The organism is Streptomyces sp. NPDC003032, assembly GCF_053591415.1.
Map to the genome: position 1 here is coordinate 26,821 of NZ_JBSFTT010000016.1, position 14,447 is coordinate 41,267.

General features: G+C 72.9%; 11 protein-coding genes and 1 pseudogene. 7 read left to right on the top strand and 5 right to left on the bottom strand.

Annotated elements, in window-relative coordinates; all coding sequences use genetic code 11:
* The first annotated feature begins 502 nt into the window (after nucleotides 1-502).
* A complete protein-coding gene (locus tag ACWDZ7_RS22755) occupies nucleotides 503-3,052 on the top strand; it encodes a polysaccharide lyase family 8 super-sandwich domain-containing protein (protein ID WP_451799281.1) in 2,550 nt (849 codons plus the stop codon).
* A gap of 29 nt (nucleotides 3,053-3,081) precedes the next feature.
* Here ACWDZ7_RS22755 and ACWDZ7_RS22760 read toward each other — a convergent pair whose 3' ends face one another.
* Together ACWDZ7_RS22760 and ACWDZ7_RS22765 are read right to left on the bottom strand one after the other, a co-directional pair.
* Entirely contained in the window at nucleotides 3,082-3,306 is a 225-nt protein-coding gene (locus ACWDZ7_RS22760) for a ferredoxin (RefSeq protein WP_451799283.1), read from the bottom strand.
* Nucleotides 3,307-3,319: 13 nt separating this feature from the next.
* The gene (locus tag ACWDZ7_RS22765) at nucleotides 3,320-4,633 is read right to left on the bottom strand and encodes a cytochrome P450 (protein WP_451799284.1); all 1,314 of its coding nucleotides are present in this window, start codon (nucleotides 4,631-4,633) and stop codon (nucleotides 3,320-3,322) included.
* Between the two features lie 215 nt (nucleotides 4,634-4,848).
* Between ACWDZ7_RS22765 and ACWDZ7_RS22770 the strand changes: the two genes are divergently transcribed.
* From ACWDZ7_RS22770 to ACWDZ7_RS22785, 4 genes and pseudogenes are all read left to right on the top strand, one after another.
* On the top strand, nucleotides 4,849-5,424 hold the full coding sequence (locus ACWDZ7_RS22770) for a GNAT family N-acetyltransferase (RefSeq protein ID WP_451799286.1): 576 nt from the start codon (nucleotides 4,849-4,851) through the stop codon (nucleotides 5,422-5,424).
* Nucleotides 5,421-6,064: pseudogene (locus tag ACWDZ7_RS22775) on the top strand (class I SAM-dependent methyltransferase); the annotation flags it as partial. The gene ACWDZ7_RS22770 and the pseudogene ACWDZ7_RS22775, both read left to right, overlap by 4 nt.
* 327 nt (nucleotides 6,065-6,391) lie before the next feature.
* Nucleotides 6,392-7,459, top strand: coding sequence for a ribosome small subunit-dependent GTPase A (gene rsgA, locus ACWDZ7_RS22780; protein ID WP_451799488.1), 1,068 nt, complete (start codon nucleotides 6,392-6,394; stop codon nucleotides 7,457-7,459).
* Between the two features lie 152 nt (nucleotides 7,460-7,611).
* The gene (locus ACWDZ7_RS22785; RefSeq protein WP_451799287.1) at nucleotides 7,612-9,090 is read left to right on the top strand and encodes a bifunctional transcriptional activator/DNA repair enzyme AdaA; all 1,479 of its coding nucleotides are present in this window, start codon (nucleotides 7,612-7,614) and stop codon (nucleotides 9,088-9,090) included.
* Here ACWDZ7_RS22785 and ACWDZ7_RS22790 read toward each other — a convergent pair.
* The 3 genes from ACWDZ7_RS22790 to ACWDZ7_RS22800 form a co-directional block, all read right to left on the bottom strand.
* Nucleotides 9,026-9,397, bottom strand: a complete 372-nt coding sequence (locus ACWDZ7_RS22790; RefSeq protein ID WP_451799289.1) for a PPOX class F420-dependent oxidoreductase — start codon at nucleotides 9,395-9,397, stop codon at nucleotides 9,026-9,028. The two genes, ACWDZ7_RS22785 and ACWDZ7_RS22790, sit on opposite strands and share 65 nt — an antisense overlap.
* Before the next feature lie 82 nt (nucleotides 9,398-9,479).
* Nucleotides 9,480-9,962, bottom strand: a complete 483-nt coding sequence (locus ACWDZ7_RS22795) for a DUF456 domain-containing protein (RefSeq protein ID WP_451799290.1) — start codon at nucleotides 9,960-9,962, stop codon at nucleotides 9,480-9,482.
* A 41-nt stretch (nucleotides 9,963-10,003) separates the two neighbouring features.
* A complete protein-coding gene (locus ACWDZ7_RS22800; protein WP_451799291.1) occupies nucleotides 10,004-10,999 on the bottom strand; it encodes a helix-turn-helix domain-containing protein in 996 nt (331 codons plus the stop codon).
* A 347-nt stretch (nucleotides 11,000-11,346) separates the two neighbouring features.
* Between ACWDZ7_RS22800 and ACWDZ7_RS22805 the strand changes: the two genes are divergently transcribed.
* Nucleotides 11,347-12,606 (top strand): protein phosphatase 2C domain-containing protein, encoded by a 1,260-nt coding sequence (locus tag ACWDZ7_RS22805; protein ID WP_451799293.1) that lies wholly within the window; start codon nucleotides 11,347-11,349, stop codon nucleotides 12,604-12,606.
* Between the two features lie 64 nt (nucleotides 12,607-12,670).
* Complete coding sequence (locus ACWDZ7_RS22810; protein WP_451799294.1) at nucleotides 12,671-14,413, top strand: pyruvate dehydrogenase; 1,743 nt, start codon at nucleotides 12,671-12,673, stop codon at nucleotides 14,411-14,413.
* Nucleotides 14,414-14,447: the final 34 nt, after the last annotated feature.

The window sequence follows — 14,447 nt, forward strand, 5'->3', positions numbered from 1 at the left end:
GCCAATGAGAAGCAGCTGTCGCGGGGGTGTGCGGGCCTGCGCCGCGACGGCGGTGGTCCCGCGCTGTTCACGGTGCGGTCGGGCGACGCGACGGACGGGGAGGAGTACGACATGGCCGGTGAGCGCCGCACCCCGAAGGCATCCACCGCCGACCCGGCGTACGAGCGGGCGCCGCGCGCCGCTCCGCACGGTCCTCGGACCTCGACACGACGAACCAGGTCACGGAGGCCACGCCCGCCACCAGGGCAATCAGAGACGCCACCAGCGGCGATGCGCGCCGTCGCGCCGCACGCAGCGCGCCCACCCCCGGCATGATGCTCCCCTTCCCCCGTCAACCGCATCAAGATCAGAGGGACGGTGCCAATGCCGCCCGGCGCGTCGCCGCGCGGACCCTTGTCGCGGCCGGGGGCATCTGCTTGACTCCGCCCGCCTGAACACGTGTCCGAGCCACGCGTCCGTCAGCACCCGCCAGAACGCCCGTACGCCGCCGGTGGAGGCCGCCATGGAGATCACCCGCAGACGTCTGCTGTCCGCCCTGTCGGCCGCCGGACTCCTGGCGGTGATCCCCGTGGGCCGGGCGGACGCCGCCACGGCGGCCGAGGGCCGCGCCCGGCTGCTCGCCAACACCGTGGCGGTCCTCGCGGGCACGGCCGCCTCCAACGCCCGGCCGGAGACGGCCGCGAAGCTCGCCGCCGTCGAGCGGACAGCGCGGGCGAACCTGAAGGCGATGGACGACGCGGGCGAGGGCGAACTCTTCGCCGGACTCGCGCTCGGCACCGACGAGGCGAACCTGAACACCGCCTACCGCCGCCTGTACGAGATCGCCCTCGCCACCCGCACACCCGGCTCCGGGCCGCACGGCGACACCGCCGCCCAGCGCCGCGTCATCGACGGCCTGACCTGGCTGCACGAGCGCTACTACGGCGACCAGTCCAAGGGCTACTACGGCAACTGGTTCCACTGGGAGATCGGCATCTCCCAGCACATCAGCAAGACCCTGGCGCTCCTCGCGGACGAAGTGCGCTCCTACCGCCCGGAGCTGGTGCGCACCTACGTCGCGTCCATGGACGCCTATCTGCGCAACGGCACCGACGGCGACGTGGACCTCGACTCGCGCTTCCACACCGGCGCCAACCTCGCCGACATCACCACCAACCGCATCCTCCAGGGCGCCCTCCTCGGCCACGAGGGCGATCCCCGCATCCGCAAGGCCCTCACCGACCAGCTGACGGTGTTCCTCACCATCGACCCCTACCAGCTGCGGCACGGCGTGACGGACGGCCACTACGCGGACGGCTCCTTCATACAGCACGCCTCCGTCGCGTACACGGGTTCGTACGGCAAGGGCCTGCTCACCCGCGTCGTGCAGACCCTCAAGATCCTCGACGGCACCGGCTTCGCGCACGGCGAGGAGCTGGTGCCGACCGTGTACGGCTGGGTGAAGGACGGCTTCGCCCCGCTGATCTTCGAGGGCTGGATGATGGAGATAGTCAAGGGCCGGGCCGTGGCGCGCCCAGACTCCGGGTACACCGACGTGGCGGTGGTCGTGGAGGCCGTCGTCGACCTCTCCTCGCTCGCGACCGGGGCCGGGGCCACCGCACTCAAGAGCTACGTCAAGCACATCAGGGCCACCTCGCGCACCACCCTCGACCCGTCCCGGTTCGTCTCCCCGGTCAGCATCGTCCATTACGCCGACATCATCGGCGACGATTCCGTGCCGCCCGCCGACCTCAACCCCGCCGAACGCAGTGTCGCCTTCAACGCCATGGACAAGACCGTGCACCGCAGACCGGGCTACACCTTCGCGCTCGCGCGAAGCTCCGACCGGATCAGCAAGTACGAGTACATGAACGGCGAGAACCTCATGCCGTGGTTCCAGGGCGACGGCGCGTACTACCTCTACCTCTCCGGCCAGGACCAGACCCAGGCGTACGGCGTCGACTACTACACCACGGTATCGCCGTACGGCCTCGCGGGCGTCACCGCACCCGTGGAACAGCGGCACACCGTACCGGAGTTGTACGGCAAGGCGTACTACGACAACCCCGGGCACCCCCTCCACTTCACCTCGTCCTCCGAGTCGCAGAACAAGTACGTCTACTTCCCGCGCGGCACGAACAGCCACTCCGGCGGCGCCGTCCTCGGGACGTACGGCGCCACGGGCATGGTGCAGTCCAGCGACGCGGCCTACCACGACCGGGCCCTGCTCCCCGACGACTTCGTCGTGTACCGGGGCGCGACGGCGACGAAGTCGTGGTTCCTGCTCGACGACGAGATCGTGGTGCTCGCCGCGGGTGTCGGTGACGCCGCGGGGCGGGCCGTGACCACGACCGTCGACGCCCGCACCGCCGCCCCCGACGACCGGACCTCGCTCACCGGCACGCGCCGCGACGGCCGCGCCTGGTCCGGCCCCGGCACCGCGGATCTGCGCTGGCTGCGCTACGCCAACGCCACGCAGGGCACCGCCATCGGCTACGTCTTCCTCGACACCCCGCCGGTACGGGTGTCCCTGGACCGGGTCACCCGCAGCCGCCGGGTCGTGCGCACCGCCAACCCCGACACTCCGGTGACCCGTTCGGTTCTCGGCGTGACGGTCGACGGGGCGGCCGGGGCCCGGCCGGCGCGCCTCGCCTACGCGCTGGTGCCGAACGCCACCGAGGACCGGCTGCGCGCCCACCGCCACGGCCCGCTCAAGGTCCACGCCAACTCCCCGCACCACCAGGCGATTTCGCACAGCGCTCTCGGCCTGACGGCCGCCAACACCTTCACGCCGGGGCGGCACGAGGTCGCGGGGCTACGGGTCGAAGGCCCCGCCTCGGTCATCGTGCGCCGCGAGGGACACCACGGAGGCAAGGGCGCGAGCACCGCCGTCGCCGTGTCCGACCCGACCATGGGCCGGGACCGGGTCACGGTGCTGCTCCGCGGCCGCCGCCTCCGGGCGACCGCCGCGGAGCCCGGCGTACGGGTGAGCCAGGTCCCCGGCGGTACGCGGATCGACGTCGACACACGTCACGCGTACGGCAGAAGCTTCACGGTCACCCTGCGCGCCTGAATACAACGTGGGAGGCGGCTATGTGACGTCTACTCAGTCGACACCTCCGGCACGCTGATGGCCTGCACGGGGCACGCCCGCGCGGCTTCCCGGACCATCGGGTCGCCACCGCCGTCCTCGCGGCCCGGCAGCACCTGGCTGAAGCCGTCGTCGTCCTGCGTGAACACCTCCGGCGCGGTGAGCGCGCACATGCCCGCGCCCACGCACCGGTCGGTGTCCACGTGAATCACCTTGTCCGTAGCGCCTCTCTCCATGGTCGGTCAACTCCTACCAGGCGACGGGGAGTTCCAGCAGCCCCTGTATCGTGTCGCCCTGCTTGCAGGGGATCTCCTCGGCGGGCGCCGCGAGACGCAGCCCCGGCAGCCGGTCGAAGAGGGACCGCAGGGCGATCTCGACCTCCGCCCGGGCGAGGTTCTGGCCCAGGCACTGGTGGATGCCGAAGCCGAAGGCGAGGTGGTGGCGGGTCTCGCGGTGCCAGTCGAGCCGCTCCGGCTCCTCGTAGGCGGCGCCGTCGCGGTTGATGACGGACGTGGCGAAGACGACGCCCTCACCGACGCGCAGGGTGCTGCCCGCGATCTCGATGTCCTCGCTCACCACACGCAGCAAGCCTTCCGCGATGGACAGATAGCGCAGCAACTCCTCCACCGCGGCGGGCATCAGCGGCTGCCCGTCGGCGAGACCGGCCCGCAGCTCGGCGAGGTGCTCGGGGTGCTGGAGCAGCGTGAACGTACCGAGGGAGATCATGTTCGCCGTGGTCTCGTGCCCCGCCACGAGCAGGATCGTGGCCAGGCCGGCCAGTTCCTCCAGGTCCACGGTGCCGGCCGCGAGCTGCTGGTGGATCAGCTCGTCGAGGAGACCCTCACCCGGCTCCTTCCGCTTGCGGTCGATCAACGCGTAGAAGTACGCGTCCAGCTCGTCCCGCGCCGCCTGGGTGTTCTCGGCGCCGGGGCCGCGCAGCAGGCGCCGCGACTGCTCCTCGAAGAAGTCGTGGTCGGCGTAGGGCACCCCGAGCAGGGAGCAGATCACCATCGACGGCACCGGCAGCGCGAACGCGCCCACCAGCTCGGCGGGCGGCCCCTGGGCCTCCATGGCGTCCAGGAGCCGGTCGACGGTCTCCTGGATCGCCGGACGCAGGGCCGCGACGCGCTTGACCGAGAAGCTGGGGATCAGCATCCGGCGCTGGGTGTTGTGCCGTGGGTCGTCGACGCCGAGCAGCGCGATGCTCCGGTTGCGGACGCGGGCGAAGCGTTCGGTGGGCGCGGGGAAGTTCTCGTTCTCGCGGTCCGCGGAGAGCCGCTGGTCGGCGAGGAGCTCCCGGGCCACGGTGTGCCCGGTGACCACCCAGACGACGCGCCCGTCCCAGAGGGTCACCCGGGAGAGCGGACGGTCCTCGCGCAGAGGCGCGTAGCCGGTGGGCGGGTGGTAGGGGCAGGTGCGGTCCTGGGGGAAGGGGATGTGGGTGGAGGATGGCGTGGGGGCTGGGATGGGGGCTGGGGTCGGGGTGGAGGCCGGCGCTGATTCAGCTGTTTCAGCTGATGCCGCTGGCTCTGTTGTTTCCCGTGACTTCGTTGTCTCCGGCATGGACGTACCTCACAAGCGCAGATTTCCCTTACCTGCCCCCATTGGATGCCTGGGGCATCTATCTCGTCCACGGCAAGACCGGCCAGATCGGTGACGCGGCGGAGTTGTCCGGAATACCCCCTCCGTGCCGGGCTCCAGCAGGGGCGTACAGCTTGCCCGACGGGCGTGCGAGGATCCGGGAGAACCGCGCGCGGCCACTGTGGAGGATGAAGAGAATGTTCGCGATACCCCTGGGCGACGGAGCCGAACTGCGCCCGCTGGAGCCGTGGCAGGCCGAGGAGTTCCTGGCCCATATGGATCGCGGTCGTGAGTTCATAGGCCAGTACGTCGGTCTCCCCGACGTCGCCGCCGACCTGGGGTCCGCGCGCGGCTGGCTCCAGGTCTACGCCGACAAGGCCGCCGCCGACGCAGGCCGCCTGTACGGCATCTGGCTCGACGAACGCCTCGTCGGCGGCGTCCTCTTCCGGGTCTTCGACGTGGCGTCCGGCAACTGCGAGGCGGGCTGCTGGCTGGAACCGGCCGCCTCCGGGCGCGGCCTGGTCACCCGCGCCGTGCGCGTCCTCATCGACTGGGCGGTCGAGGTGCGCGGCATGCACCGGGTGGAGTGGCTGGTGGCCTCGGGCAACCGGCCGAGCATCAATGTGGCCAAGCGGCTCGGCATGAGCCTCGAAGGGGTCCAGCGGGAGAACGACCCCTACCGGGGCGTACGGCAGGACACCGAGATCTGGGCGGTACTGGCACCCGAGTGGCGCGCGGCGCGGGCCGAGGGGGCCGAGGGCCCGGCGCGGTGACCGTCGACGACGCCTTCGCCCATCCGCGGCTCGCCGCGCTCTACGACCCGCTCGACCCGGACCGGAGCGACCTCGACGCGTACCTCCGCATGGCCGAGGAGTTCGGCGCGCGCCGCGTCCTGGACATCGGCTGCGGTACGGGCGTCCTCGCGCTGCTGCTCGCCGGGCGCGGGATCGAGGTCGTCGGCGTCGACCCGGCCCGGGCGTCCGTCGAGGTGGCCCGCGCCAAGCCGGGTGCCGAACGGGTGCGCTGGCTCGTCGGCGACGCGACGGTGCTCCCGCCGCTGCGCGTCGACCTCGCGACCATGACGGCGAACGTGGCCCAGGCCATCGCGGACCCGGCCGCCTGGTGTTCGAGACCCGGGACCCGGCCCGGCGCGCCTGGGAGAACTGGCACCGCGAGGCCTCGCACGGCATGACGGACGTGCCGGGCGTCGGGCGGGTCGAACACTGGGTCGAGGCCACCGCGGTCGACGGACCGCTGGTCTCGTTCCGCTGGACCTACGCCTTCGCGGCGGACGGGCAGGTGCTCACCTCGGACTCGACGCTGCGCTTCCGGGAACGGGAGGAGACCGAGGGGGACCTGGCCGCCGAGGGGTTCGAGGTGGAGGACGTACGCGACGCCCCCGACCGGCCGGGGCCGGCTCCCGGTAAATGGCTGGCGCGGCGCGGGAGCCGGGACCTAAGCTGCGTAGCGTTCCCCGGTGGCCGTTCGGCCGCCGGTCTCGGCCGAGCAGGACCAGGAGGTGTGACCGATGGCTGTCGTCACGGTGGGCGCTGCCCGCATCCGGAAGTTCGTCAAGTCCACCTCCGTGGCCACCGGCTGACCGAACGCCTTTCTCCGCGCGCCTTCGTGCGCGTGCGCCGGGGCCACCCTGTGAAGGGTCACCCCTTGTCTTTCTCCTCTCTTCCGTTCTCCTCCCGTCCCGGTTCGTCTCCGGGTTCGTCCTCGCCCGTCCCGCACCCCCTGGCCCCCTACGGCTGGGACGCGGACTGGGAGAGCGAGTTCGCGCCGTACGCGGCGCAAGGGCTGCTGCCCGGCCGCGTCGTCCGCGTGGACCGCGGGCAGTGCGACGTCGTCACCGCCCATGGGACCGTCCGCGCCGACACCGAGTTCGTCACCCCGCGCGACCCGCTGAAGGTCGTGTGCACCGGCGACTGGGCCGCCGTCGACCCGGACGGCGGCGACCCCCGCTACGTACGCGCGTATCTGCCCCGGCGTACGTCCTTCGTGCGCTCCACCTCGTCCAAGCGGTCCGAGGGGCAGATCCTCGCCGCCAACGTCGACTACTCGATCATCGCGGTCTCGCTCGCCGCCGAGCTCGACCTCGGGCGGATCGAGCGGTTCCTCGCGCTCGGCTGGGAATCGGGCGGGCAGCCCGTCATCGTGCTCACCAAGGCCGACCTCGTACCGGACAGCGCCACGCTCGCGCACCTCGTCGAGGACGTGGAGACCTCGGCCCCCGGCGTGCAGGTGCTGCCGGTCAGCTCCACGGCGGGGGACGGCGTCGACATCCTCGCCGCGGTCGTATCCGGCGGTACGTCGGTGCTGCTCGGCCAGTCCGGCGCGGGCAAGTCGACGCTGGCGAACGCGCTCGCCGGCGCCGACATCATGGAGGTCCAGGCGATCCGTGACGCCGACGGCAAGGGCCGGCACACCACGACGACCCGCAACCTCCTGCTGCTGCCCGCGGGCGGTGTCCTCATCGACACGCCGGGGCTGCGCGGCGTCGGCCTGTGGGACGCCGGGACCGGCGTGGGGCAGGTCTTCTCCGAGATCGCGGAGCTGGCGGAGGACTGCCGGTTCCACGACTGCGCCCACGCCGCCGAGCCCGGCTGCGCGGTGCTCGCCGCCGTCGCGGACGGCACGCTTCCCGAACGCCGCCTCGACAGCTACCGCAAGCTGATCCGCGAGAACCAGCGCATCGTCGCCAAGACGGATGCGCGGGTCCGCGCGGAGCTGCGCCGCGAGTGGCGGCTGCGGGGGGCGCAGGGGCGCGCGGCGATGGAGGTCAAGCGGGGGCGCTTGCGGTGACCTGAGCGGTTGGGGTGGTTGGGGAGCTGCGGGTCCGTTGTGGCTGGGCGCGCAGTTCCCCGCGCCCCATACGGGGCGCGTCTCCACTCGGCCGATGAGGGCTGAACGTCGTGTCCGAATCCCGCCAGTCCTCCCGGCCCCGGAGGACCAGAATGGGTGGCGTGATCGATGAAGAGACCAGGTACGAGGCCGTGCGGAGCCGGGACGCCCGCTTCGACGGCGAGTTCTTCTTCGCCGTCGAGACGACCGGCATCTACTGCCGGCCCAGCTGCCCCGCCGTCACGCCCAAACGGCAGAACGTCCGCTACTACACCACGGCCGCCGCCGCCCAGACCTCCGGCTTCCGCGCCTGCCGCCGCTGCCGGCCGGACGCCGTCCCCGGCTCCGCCGAGTGGAACGTACGCGCGGACGTCGTGGGCCGCGCCATGCGCATGATCGGCGACGGGGTCGTCGACCGCGAGGGCGTCCCCGGGCTCGCCGTGCGCCTCGGCTACAGCGCCCGGCAGGTGCAGCGCCAGCTCACCGCGGAACTGGGCGCGGGCCCGGTCGCGCTGGCCCGGGCCCAGCGGGCGCACACCGCGCGCGTCCTGTTGCAGACCACGGATCTGCCGGTGACGGAGATCGCGTTCGCCGCCGGGTTCGCCAGCGTCCGGCAGTTCAACGACACCATCAAGGCCGTGTACGCGCTCACGCCGACCGCCCTGCGCGCCGCCGCCCCCAAACGCGGCGCGGCGCGGGCCACGCCCGCCGCCGGTATCCCGCTGCGCCTCGCCCACCGGGGCCCCTACCAGGCCGCCCCGGTCTTCGACCTGCTCGCGGACGAGGCGGTCCACGGCATCGAGGAGGTCACCGGCGAGCGCGGCGCCCGCACGTACCGGCGTACGCTCCGACTGCCGTACGGGACGGCCATCGTGGCCGTCGAGGAGGCGCGCTCCCCGGCCACGGCGGGCGGCGGTTCCAGTGCCGAGGCCGTGCACCGCGGCGGCTGGCTCGACGCCCGGCTGCACCTCACCGATCTGCGGGACCTCACCACGGCCGTGCAGCGTCTGCGCCGCCTCTTCGACCTCGACGCCGATCCGTACGCCGTGGACGACCGGCTCGGCGCCGACCCGCGGCTCGCCCCGCTCGTCGCCGCCCGGCCCGGGCTGCGCTCGCCGGGCGCGGCCGACCCGGAGGAGTTCGCGGTGCGCGCGCTCGTGGGCCGGGCCGGCGCCGAACGGCTCGTGGAGCGGCACGGCAAGGTGCTGGACGCCGCCTGCGGGCGCCTCACCCACGTCTTCCCCGGACCCGCCCAACTGGCCGCCGAGCCCGGCCCGCTCGGCGCGCTGGCGACGGCGCTCACCGACGGCGTGCCGCGCCTGGACGCGGGGGCGGACCGGGACGACGCGGAGGCGGCGCTGCTCGCCCTGCCCGGTCTGGGCGCGAGGACGGCCGCGCTGATCAGGATGCGGGCGCTCGGCGACCCGGACGTGGCCCCGCCCGGCGAACCGGAGCCGGTCCGCGACGCCTGGCGCCCCTGGCGCTCGTACGCCCTGCGCCACCTGCGGGCGGAGCGGGCCCCGGGACTCAGCCCGCGTCAAGCCCCCAGCTGTGGATCCGCCTCGGATGGATACGGATCAGCTCCTCGCTGAAGCCGGGCCCCAACTCGTGGGGGCCGTCGAGCAGTTCGGCCTCGCCGCGGATGTCGATGCCCCGCACCTGCCACGGCTTGAGGCTCACCACGTCGTCGACGACGAGGGACACCTTCGGGTTCGCCTGGAGGTTGCGCCACTTCTTGGTGGTGCCCAGAGCATGGCCCCCGACGAGGATCGTGCCGTCGTCCTGCGGGAAGTAGCCGACGGGGTTCGCCTGCGGCTGGCCCTTGGGGTCGACCGTGGCCATCCGCCCCAGGCGCTGGGACTTGAGGTACGCGCGCTCGGCTTCGCTGAATTCGGTCATACGGCGAGCCTCGCACGCGTATGCGGCCCGCCGACGCGGATGTGCCACGTTCACGTCAGCGCCGGCCCAGTGACGACAGGACCTAGCCCCAGAAGACCGCCCCCAGCCACGCCCCGAGAATCAGCAGGCACGCGAAGAGCTCCGTCAGGACGCTCGTGCCGCCCATCCGCATGGCCGTCCGCGTCGCCGCCACCGCCTCGCCGCGGCCGCCGAGCCGCAGCCGCTCCCCGGTGTAGATACCGGCGACGAAGCCGGGGATCGCGCCGATCACCGGCACCACGCAGAAGCCCAGCAGCGCACCGGCCCCGGCGAAGGCGGCCATGCGGCGCGTGGCGCCGCTCTCCCGCAGTCTTCGGGGCGGCAGCTGCCAGCGCACCGCCTGCGCCACGAGCAGCACGACGGACGCGCCGACGAGGACGCCCCAGGCGAGCCCTTTCGGGTCCTGCAGCGCCCACCACAGGACCGCGGCCCACACCAGCCACGGCCCCGGCACTCCGGGCACCAGCACTCCGCACAGGCCGAGCAGCATCACCACGCCGACCAGCAGGAGTTCCCACACTCCCATCTGCCCAGAGTGCAGCAGATCCGGCGAAACCGCAGGTCAGATCAGCCAGTGCGGCGGCGCGCGACCCAGTCACGTTCGTACGCGTGCCAGCCGAGCTGGAGCCGCGTCGTGACGCCGGTCAGCTCCATCAGCCGCTTCACCCGGCGCTGCACCGTACGGAGCCCCAGGTCGAGCTGTTTGGCGACGCTCGCGTCGGTCAGGCCCGCGAGGAGCAGCGAGAGGATTTCCAGGTCCGTGCCGTCCGGGCCCTCGGGCGCCTCCTCGCGGACCGTGCAGCCGTCCTCGCCGAGGCGCAGCGGCAGCGCCTCGCGCCAGACCGCCTCGAAGAGGCCCGTCAGCGATTCGAGCAGTCCGCTGGCGTGCACGACGAGCGCGGCGGGCTCCGCGGTCCGCGAGGTGAGCGGGACCATCGCGAGCGAGCCGTCGGCTATCACCAGCTTGGTCGGGACGCGGTCCACCACCCGCACCTGCTCGTCGCGGCCGATCGCCGTCGACAGCTCGACGAGGCCCGTCGGCAGGTCGAGGACCGTGCGCTCGACCACCACGCGGTAGCTGACGCCCCGGTCCGCGGCCTGCTCCTCGGCGCTGTTCTCCATGCCGGTGACCGCGACGGGGCTGCCGGTCACCAGCGCGCACACCTCGCCGCTCGCCCCCAGCTGCAACTGGAGGAAGCGCTGCGAGACGGCGGCCGCCCCCGTGACCACCTCGACCAGGTCGTGGACGGTGGGCTCGGTGGCCTGCGCGCGGTACTCCTCGGCGAGCAGGGCCGCCGCCAGCTCCGCCTTCTCCAGCTCGTGCCGCTGCTGGGTGAGCAGGGCGCCGAGCGCGACGCCGGGCGGCGCGGCCACCCAGCGGCCCGCCCTGCCGGAGGCCTGCGCGGCCAGGCCGTGCCGCTCCAGGCGGCGCAGCGCCCGCTCGGTCTCGGGCTCGCCGAGGGTGAGTCTGCGGGCGAGGTCGGACAGGTCGGCGGCGCCCACCGACACCAGCGCCCGGTACGCCGACTCGTGCGTCTCGTCCAGACCTATCGCTGCCAGCATGCGGCGACGCCCCTCCCCGAAGCTCCGTTCCGACGGCACCATGGCGGGAAACAGCCACGGCGTGAACCCGCCCCAGGACATCATCCCCGCACCTCACCTCCCCACGACAACGTGACGCCGCCGCGGCACCGACCGCGGCCGCTCATGCCGGATTGACCTCGGTGCCACGGGGCACGCGGGGTACAGGCCGGTACGGCACGTGCCGGCCGGCCGGACGCCGCCGGGCGGTCCTCCTGTGGGGGGTGGGCCCGCCCGGCGGCTCCCGGCATGCCCGGGACCGTAGTCAGATGGTCGGAATTTCCGGATGAACCGTTTTCGTACGGCCCCCGCGGTGGAAAATTAGGGGCATGAGCCAGCAGGGGGAGAGGCGCACCGGTCGCGACGACGACTGGTGGGGGCAGCTGTATGACGACGACGCCACACAGGACACGGGCCCGGCGCCCGCACCGGACACCCTCGACGACAGGTTCGCCTCGGCGGCGGACACGGTGAAGGAAGGACTCCCCTCCGGACCCGGGCCTCAGGGCATGATCCCGCCGCAGTACGCGCCCGGCGTTCCCGGGGCGGTACCCACCGCCCACGAGGCCGGCCCGTATGGGCCCGAGGAGTCCGCCGCACCCCCGGGCGGCCCGCCCGCCCCCGCCGGTGTCGCGTACGTGGGTGACGGGCCGCCCACCTACGACCCCGACCCCACCGTCCTGCCCGCCGCCGACCCCGACGACCTCGGCGACCTCGTCGCGGACACCGTCCTCGACGGGGCGCGGTACGGCGCCTCCACCCTGCGCGCGGCCTCCGTGCGCGGCGACTCCGCCCGCTACCGCGGCGAACAGCGCCGCGACTCCCTGCTGACCGCCCGCTTCGGCACCGGCGAGAACGCGCTGCTGCTGGTCGCCGTGGCCACCGGCACCCGCGCCGCCCCGGGAGCGCACCGCGCGGCCGCCGAGGCCTGCGAGTGGATCGGCCGGGCCGTGGGCCGCAGCCACCAGCGGCTCGCCGAGGACATCAGGGCCGCCCGGCGCGGCGACCTGAAGTCGGGCCTGCACCGCCTCACCGACCGCAGCCTCGGCAGGCTCCGCGCCCACGCCGTCGACCTGGGACTGCGCCCGGACGAGTACGCCGCCGCCCTGCGCTGCCTGCTGCTGCCCGCCGACCCCCAGTGCCGTACGCGGGTCTTCTTCGGCGTCGGCGCGGGCGGCCTCTTCCGGCTGCGCGACGGCGAGTGGCAGGACATCGAGCCCCGCGTCGCCGACACCACGGGCGACGCCGTGGTCGGCTTCGGCTCCCCGCCGCCCCGGACCCCGGCGGGCGACCACCTCACCATGGACCTGGGCATCACCACACCCCCGAGCCCCTACGAACCGGCGCCGGAACCGCCCCGCGACCCGTTCCGCTTCCGGGCCTCGGTCGCCCGGCCGGGTGACACGCTCCTGCTGTGCAGCGGCGGCCTCGCGGAACCGCTGCGCGGCGAGCCCGAGCTGGCCGGGCACCTCACCCGCAGGTGGGAGAAGAGCGGCCCGCCGGGGCTCGCCGCCTTCCTGGCCGACGTCCAGGTCAGGGTCAAGGGGTACGCCGACGACCGGACGGCCGCCGCGGTCTGGGAGGCATGACCGCCGCACCTGTGAACTCATGGACCAGAGGTTCCGGTTCCCAGGGTGGAGAGGTGCGTACGGCATGGCCAAGCAGAACGTCGCCGAGCAGTTCGTCGACATCGTCGTCCGGGCGGGCGTGCAGCGCCTGTACGGAGTCGTCGGTGACAGCCTCAACCCGGTCGTGGACGCCATCCGGCGCACGAAGGGGATCGACTGGGTCCAGGTGCGGCACGAGGAGACCGCCGCCTTCGCGGCCGGCGCCGAGGCCCAGATCACCGGCAGGCTGGCCGCCTGTGCGGGCTCCTGCGGTCCGGGCAACCTCCACCTCATCAACGGCCTGTACGACGCGCACCGCTCCATGGCCCCCGTCATCGCCCTCGCCTCGCAGATCCCCTCCAGCGAGATCGGGCTCGGCTTCTTCCAGGAGACCCACCCCGACCGGCTCTTCCAGGAGTGCAGTCACTACTGCGAGCTGATCTCCAGCCCCAAGCAGATGCCCCGGCTGCTCCAGACCGCCATCCAGCACGCCGTCGGCCGGTCCGGTGTCAGCGTCGTCTCGCTGCCCGGCGACATCGCCTCCGAGGAGGCCCCGGCCAAGGCCGCCGAGACCGCCCTGGTGACCTCCCGCCCCACCGTGCGCCCCGGCGACGAGGAGATCGAGAAGCTCGCGGCGATGATCGACGACGCCGACAAGGTCACGCTCTTCTGCGGCAGCGGCACCAAGGGCGCCCACTCCGAGGTGATGCGGTTCGCCGAGAAGATCAAGTCCCCGGTGGGCCACGCGCTGCGGGGCAAGGAGTGGATCCAGTACGACAATCCGTTCGACGTGGGCATGAGTGGCCTGCTCGGCTACGGCGCCGCGTACGAGGCCACCCACGAGTGCGATCTGCTGATCCTGCTCGGCACGGACTTCCCGTACAACGCCTTCCTGCCGGACGATGTGCAGATCGCCCAGGTCGACGTGCGCCCCGAGAACCTCGGGCGCCGCTCGAAGCTGGACCTCGCGGTCTGGGGCGACGTACGCGAGACCCTGCGCTGTCTGACCCCGCGCGTCTCGCCGAAGACGAACCGCAAGTTCCTCGACAAGATGCTCAAGAGACACGCGGACGCCCTCGAAGGCGTCGTCAAGGCGTACACCCGCAAGGTCGACAAGCACACCCCGATCCACCCCGAGTACGTCGCCTCGGTCCTCGACGAACTCGCGGCCGACGACGCCGTGTTCACCGTCGACACCGGCATGTGCAACGTCTGGGCGGCCCGCTATCTCACCCCCAACGGCAGGCGCCGCATCATCGGTTCGTTCAGCCACGGCTCGATGGCCAACGCCCTGCCGCAGGCGATCGGCGCCCAGTTCGCCGACCGCGGACGCCAGGTCGTCTCCATGTCGGGCGACGGCGGCTTCTCGATGCTGATGGGCGACTTCCTCAGCCTCGTCCAGCACGACCTGCCGGTGAAGGTCGTCCTCTTCAACAACTCCTCCCTCGGCATGGTGGAGTTGGAGATGATGGTGGCCGGCCTGCCGTCGTACGGCACGGCGAACCACAACCCCGACTTCGCCGCCGTCGCCCGCGCCGCCGGGGCGTACGGCGTCCGCGTGGAGAAGCCCAAGCAGCTCGCGGGCGCCCTGAAGGACGCCTTCGCGCACAAGGGTCCGGCCCTGGTCGACATCGTCACCGACCCGAACGCCCTCTCCATCCCACCCAAGATCAGCTCGGACATGGTGACCGGCTTCGCGCTCTCCGCCAGCAAGATCGTGCTGGACGGCGGGGTGGGCCGGATGGTGCAGATGGCCCGCTCGAACCTGCGGAACGTGCCGAGGCCGTAATCCCGAGGCCGTAATCCTGACCCTGACCACGCCC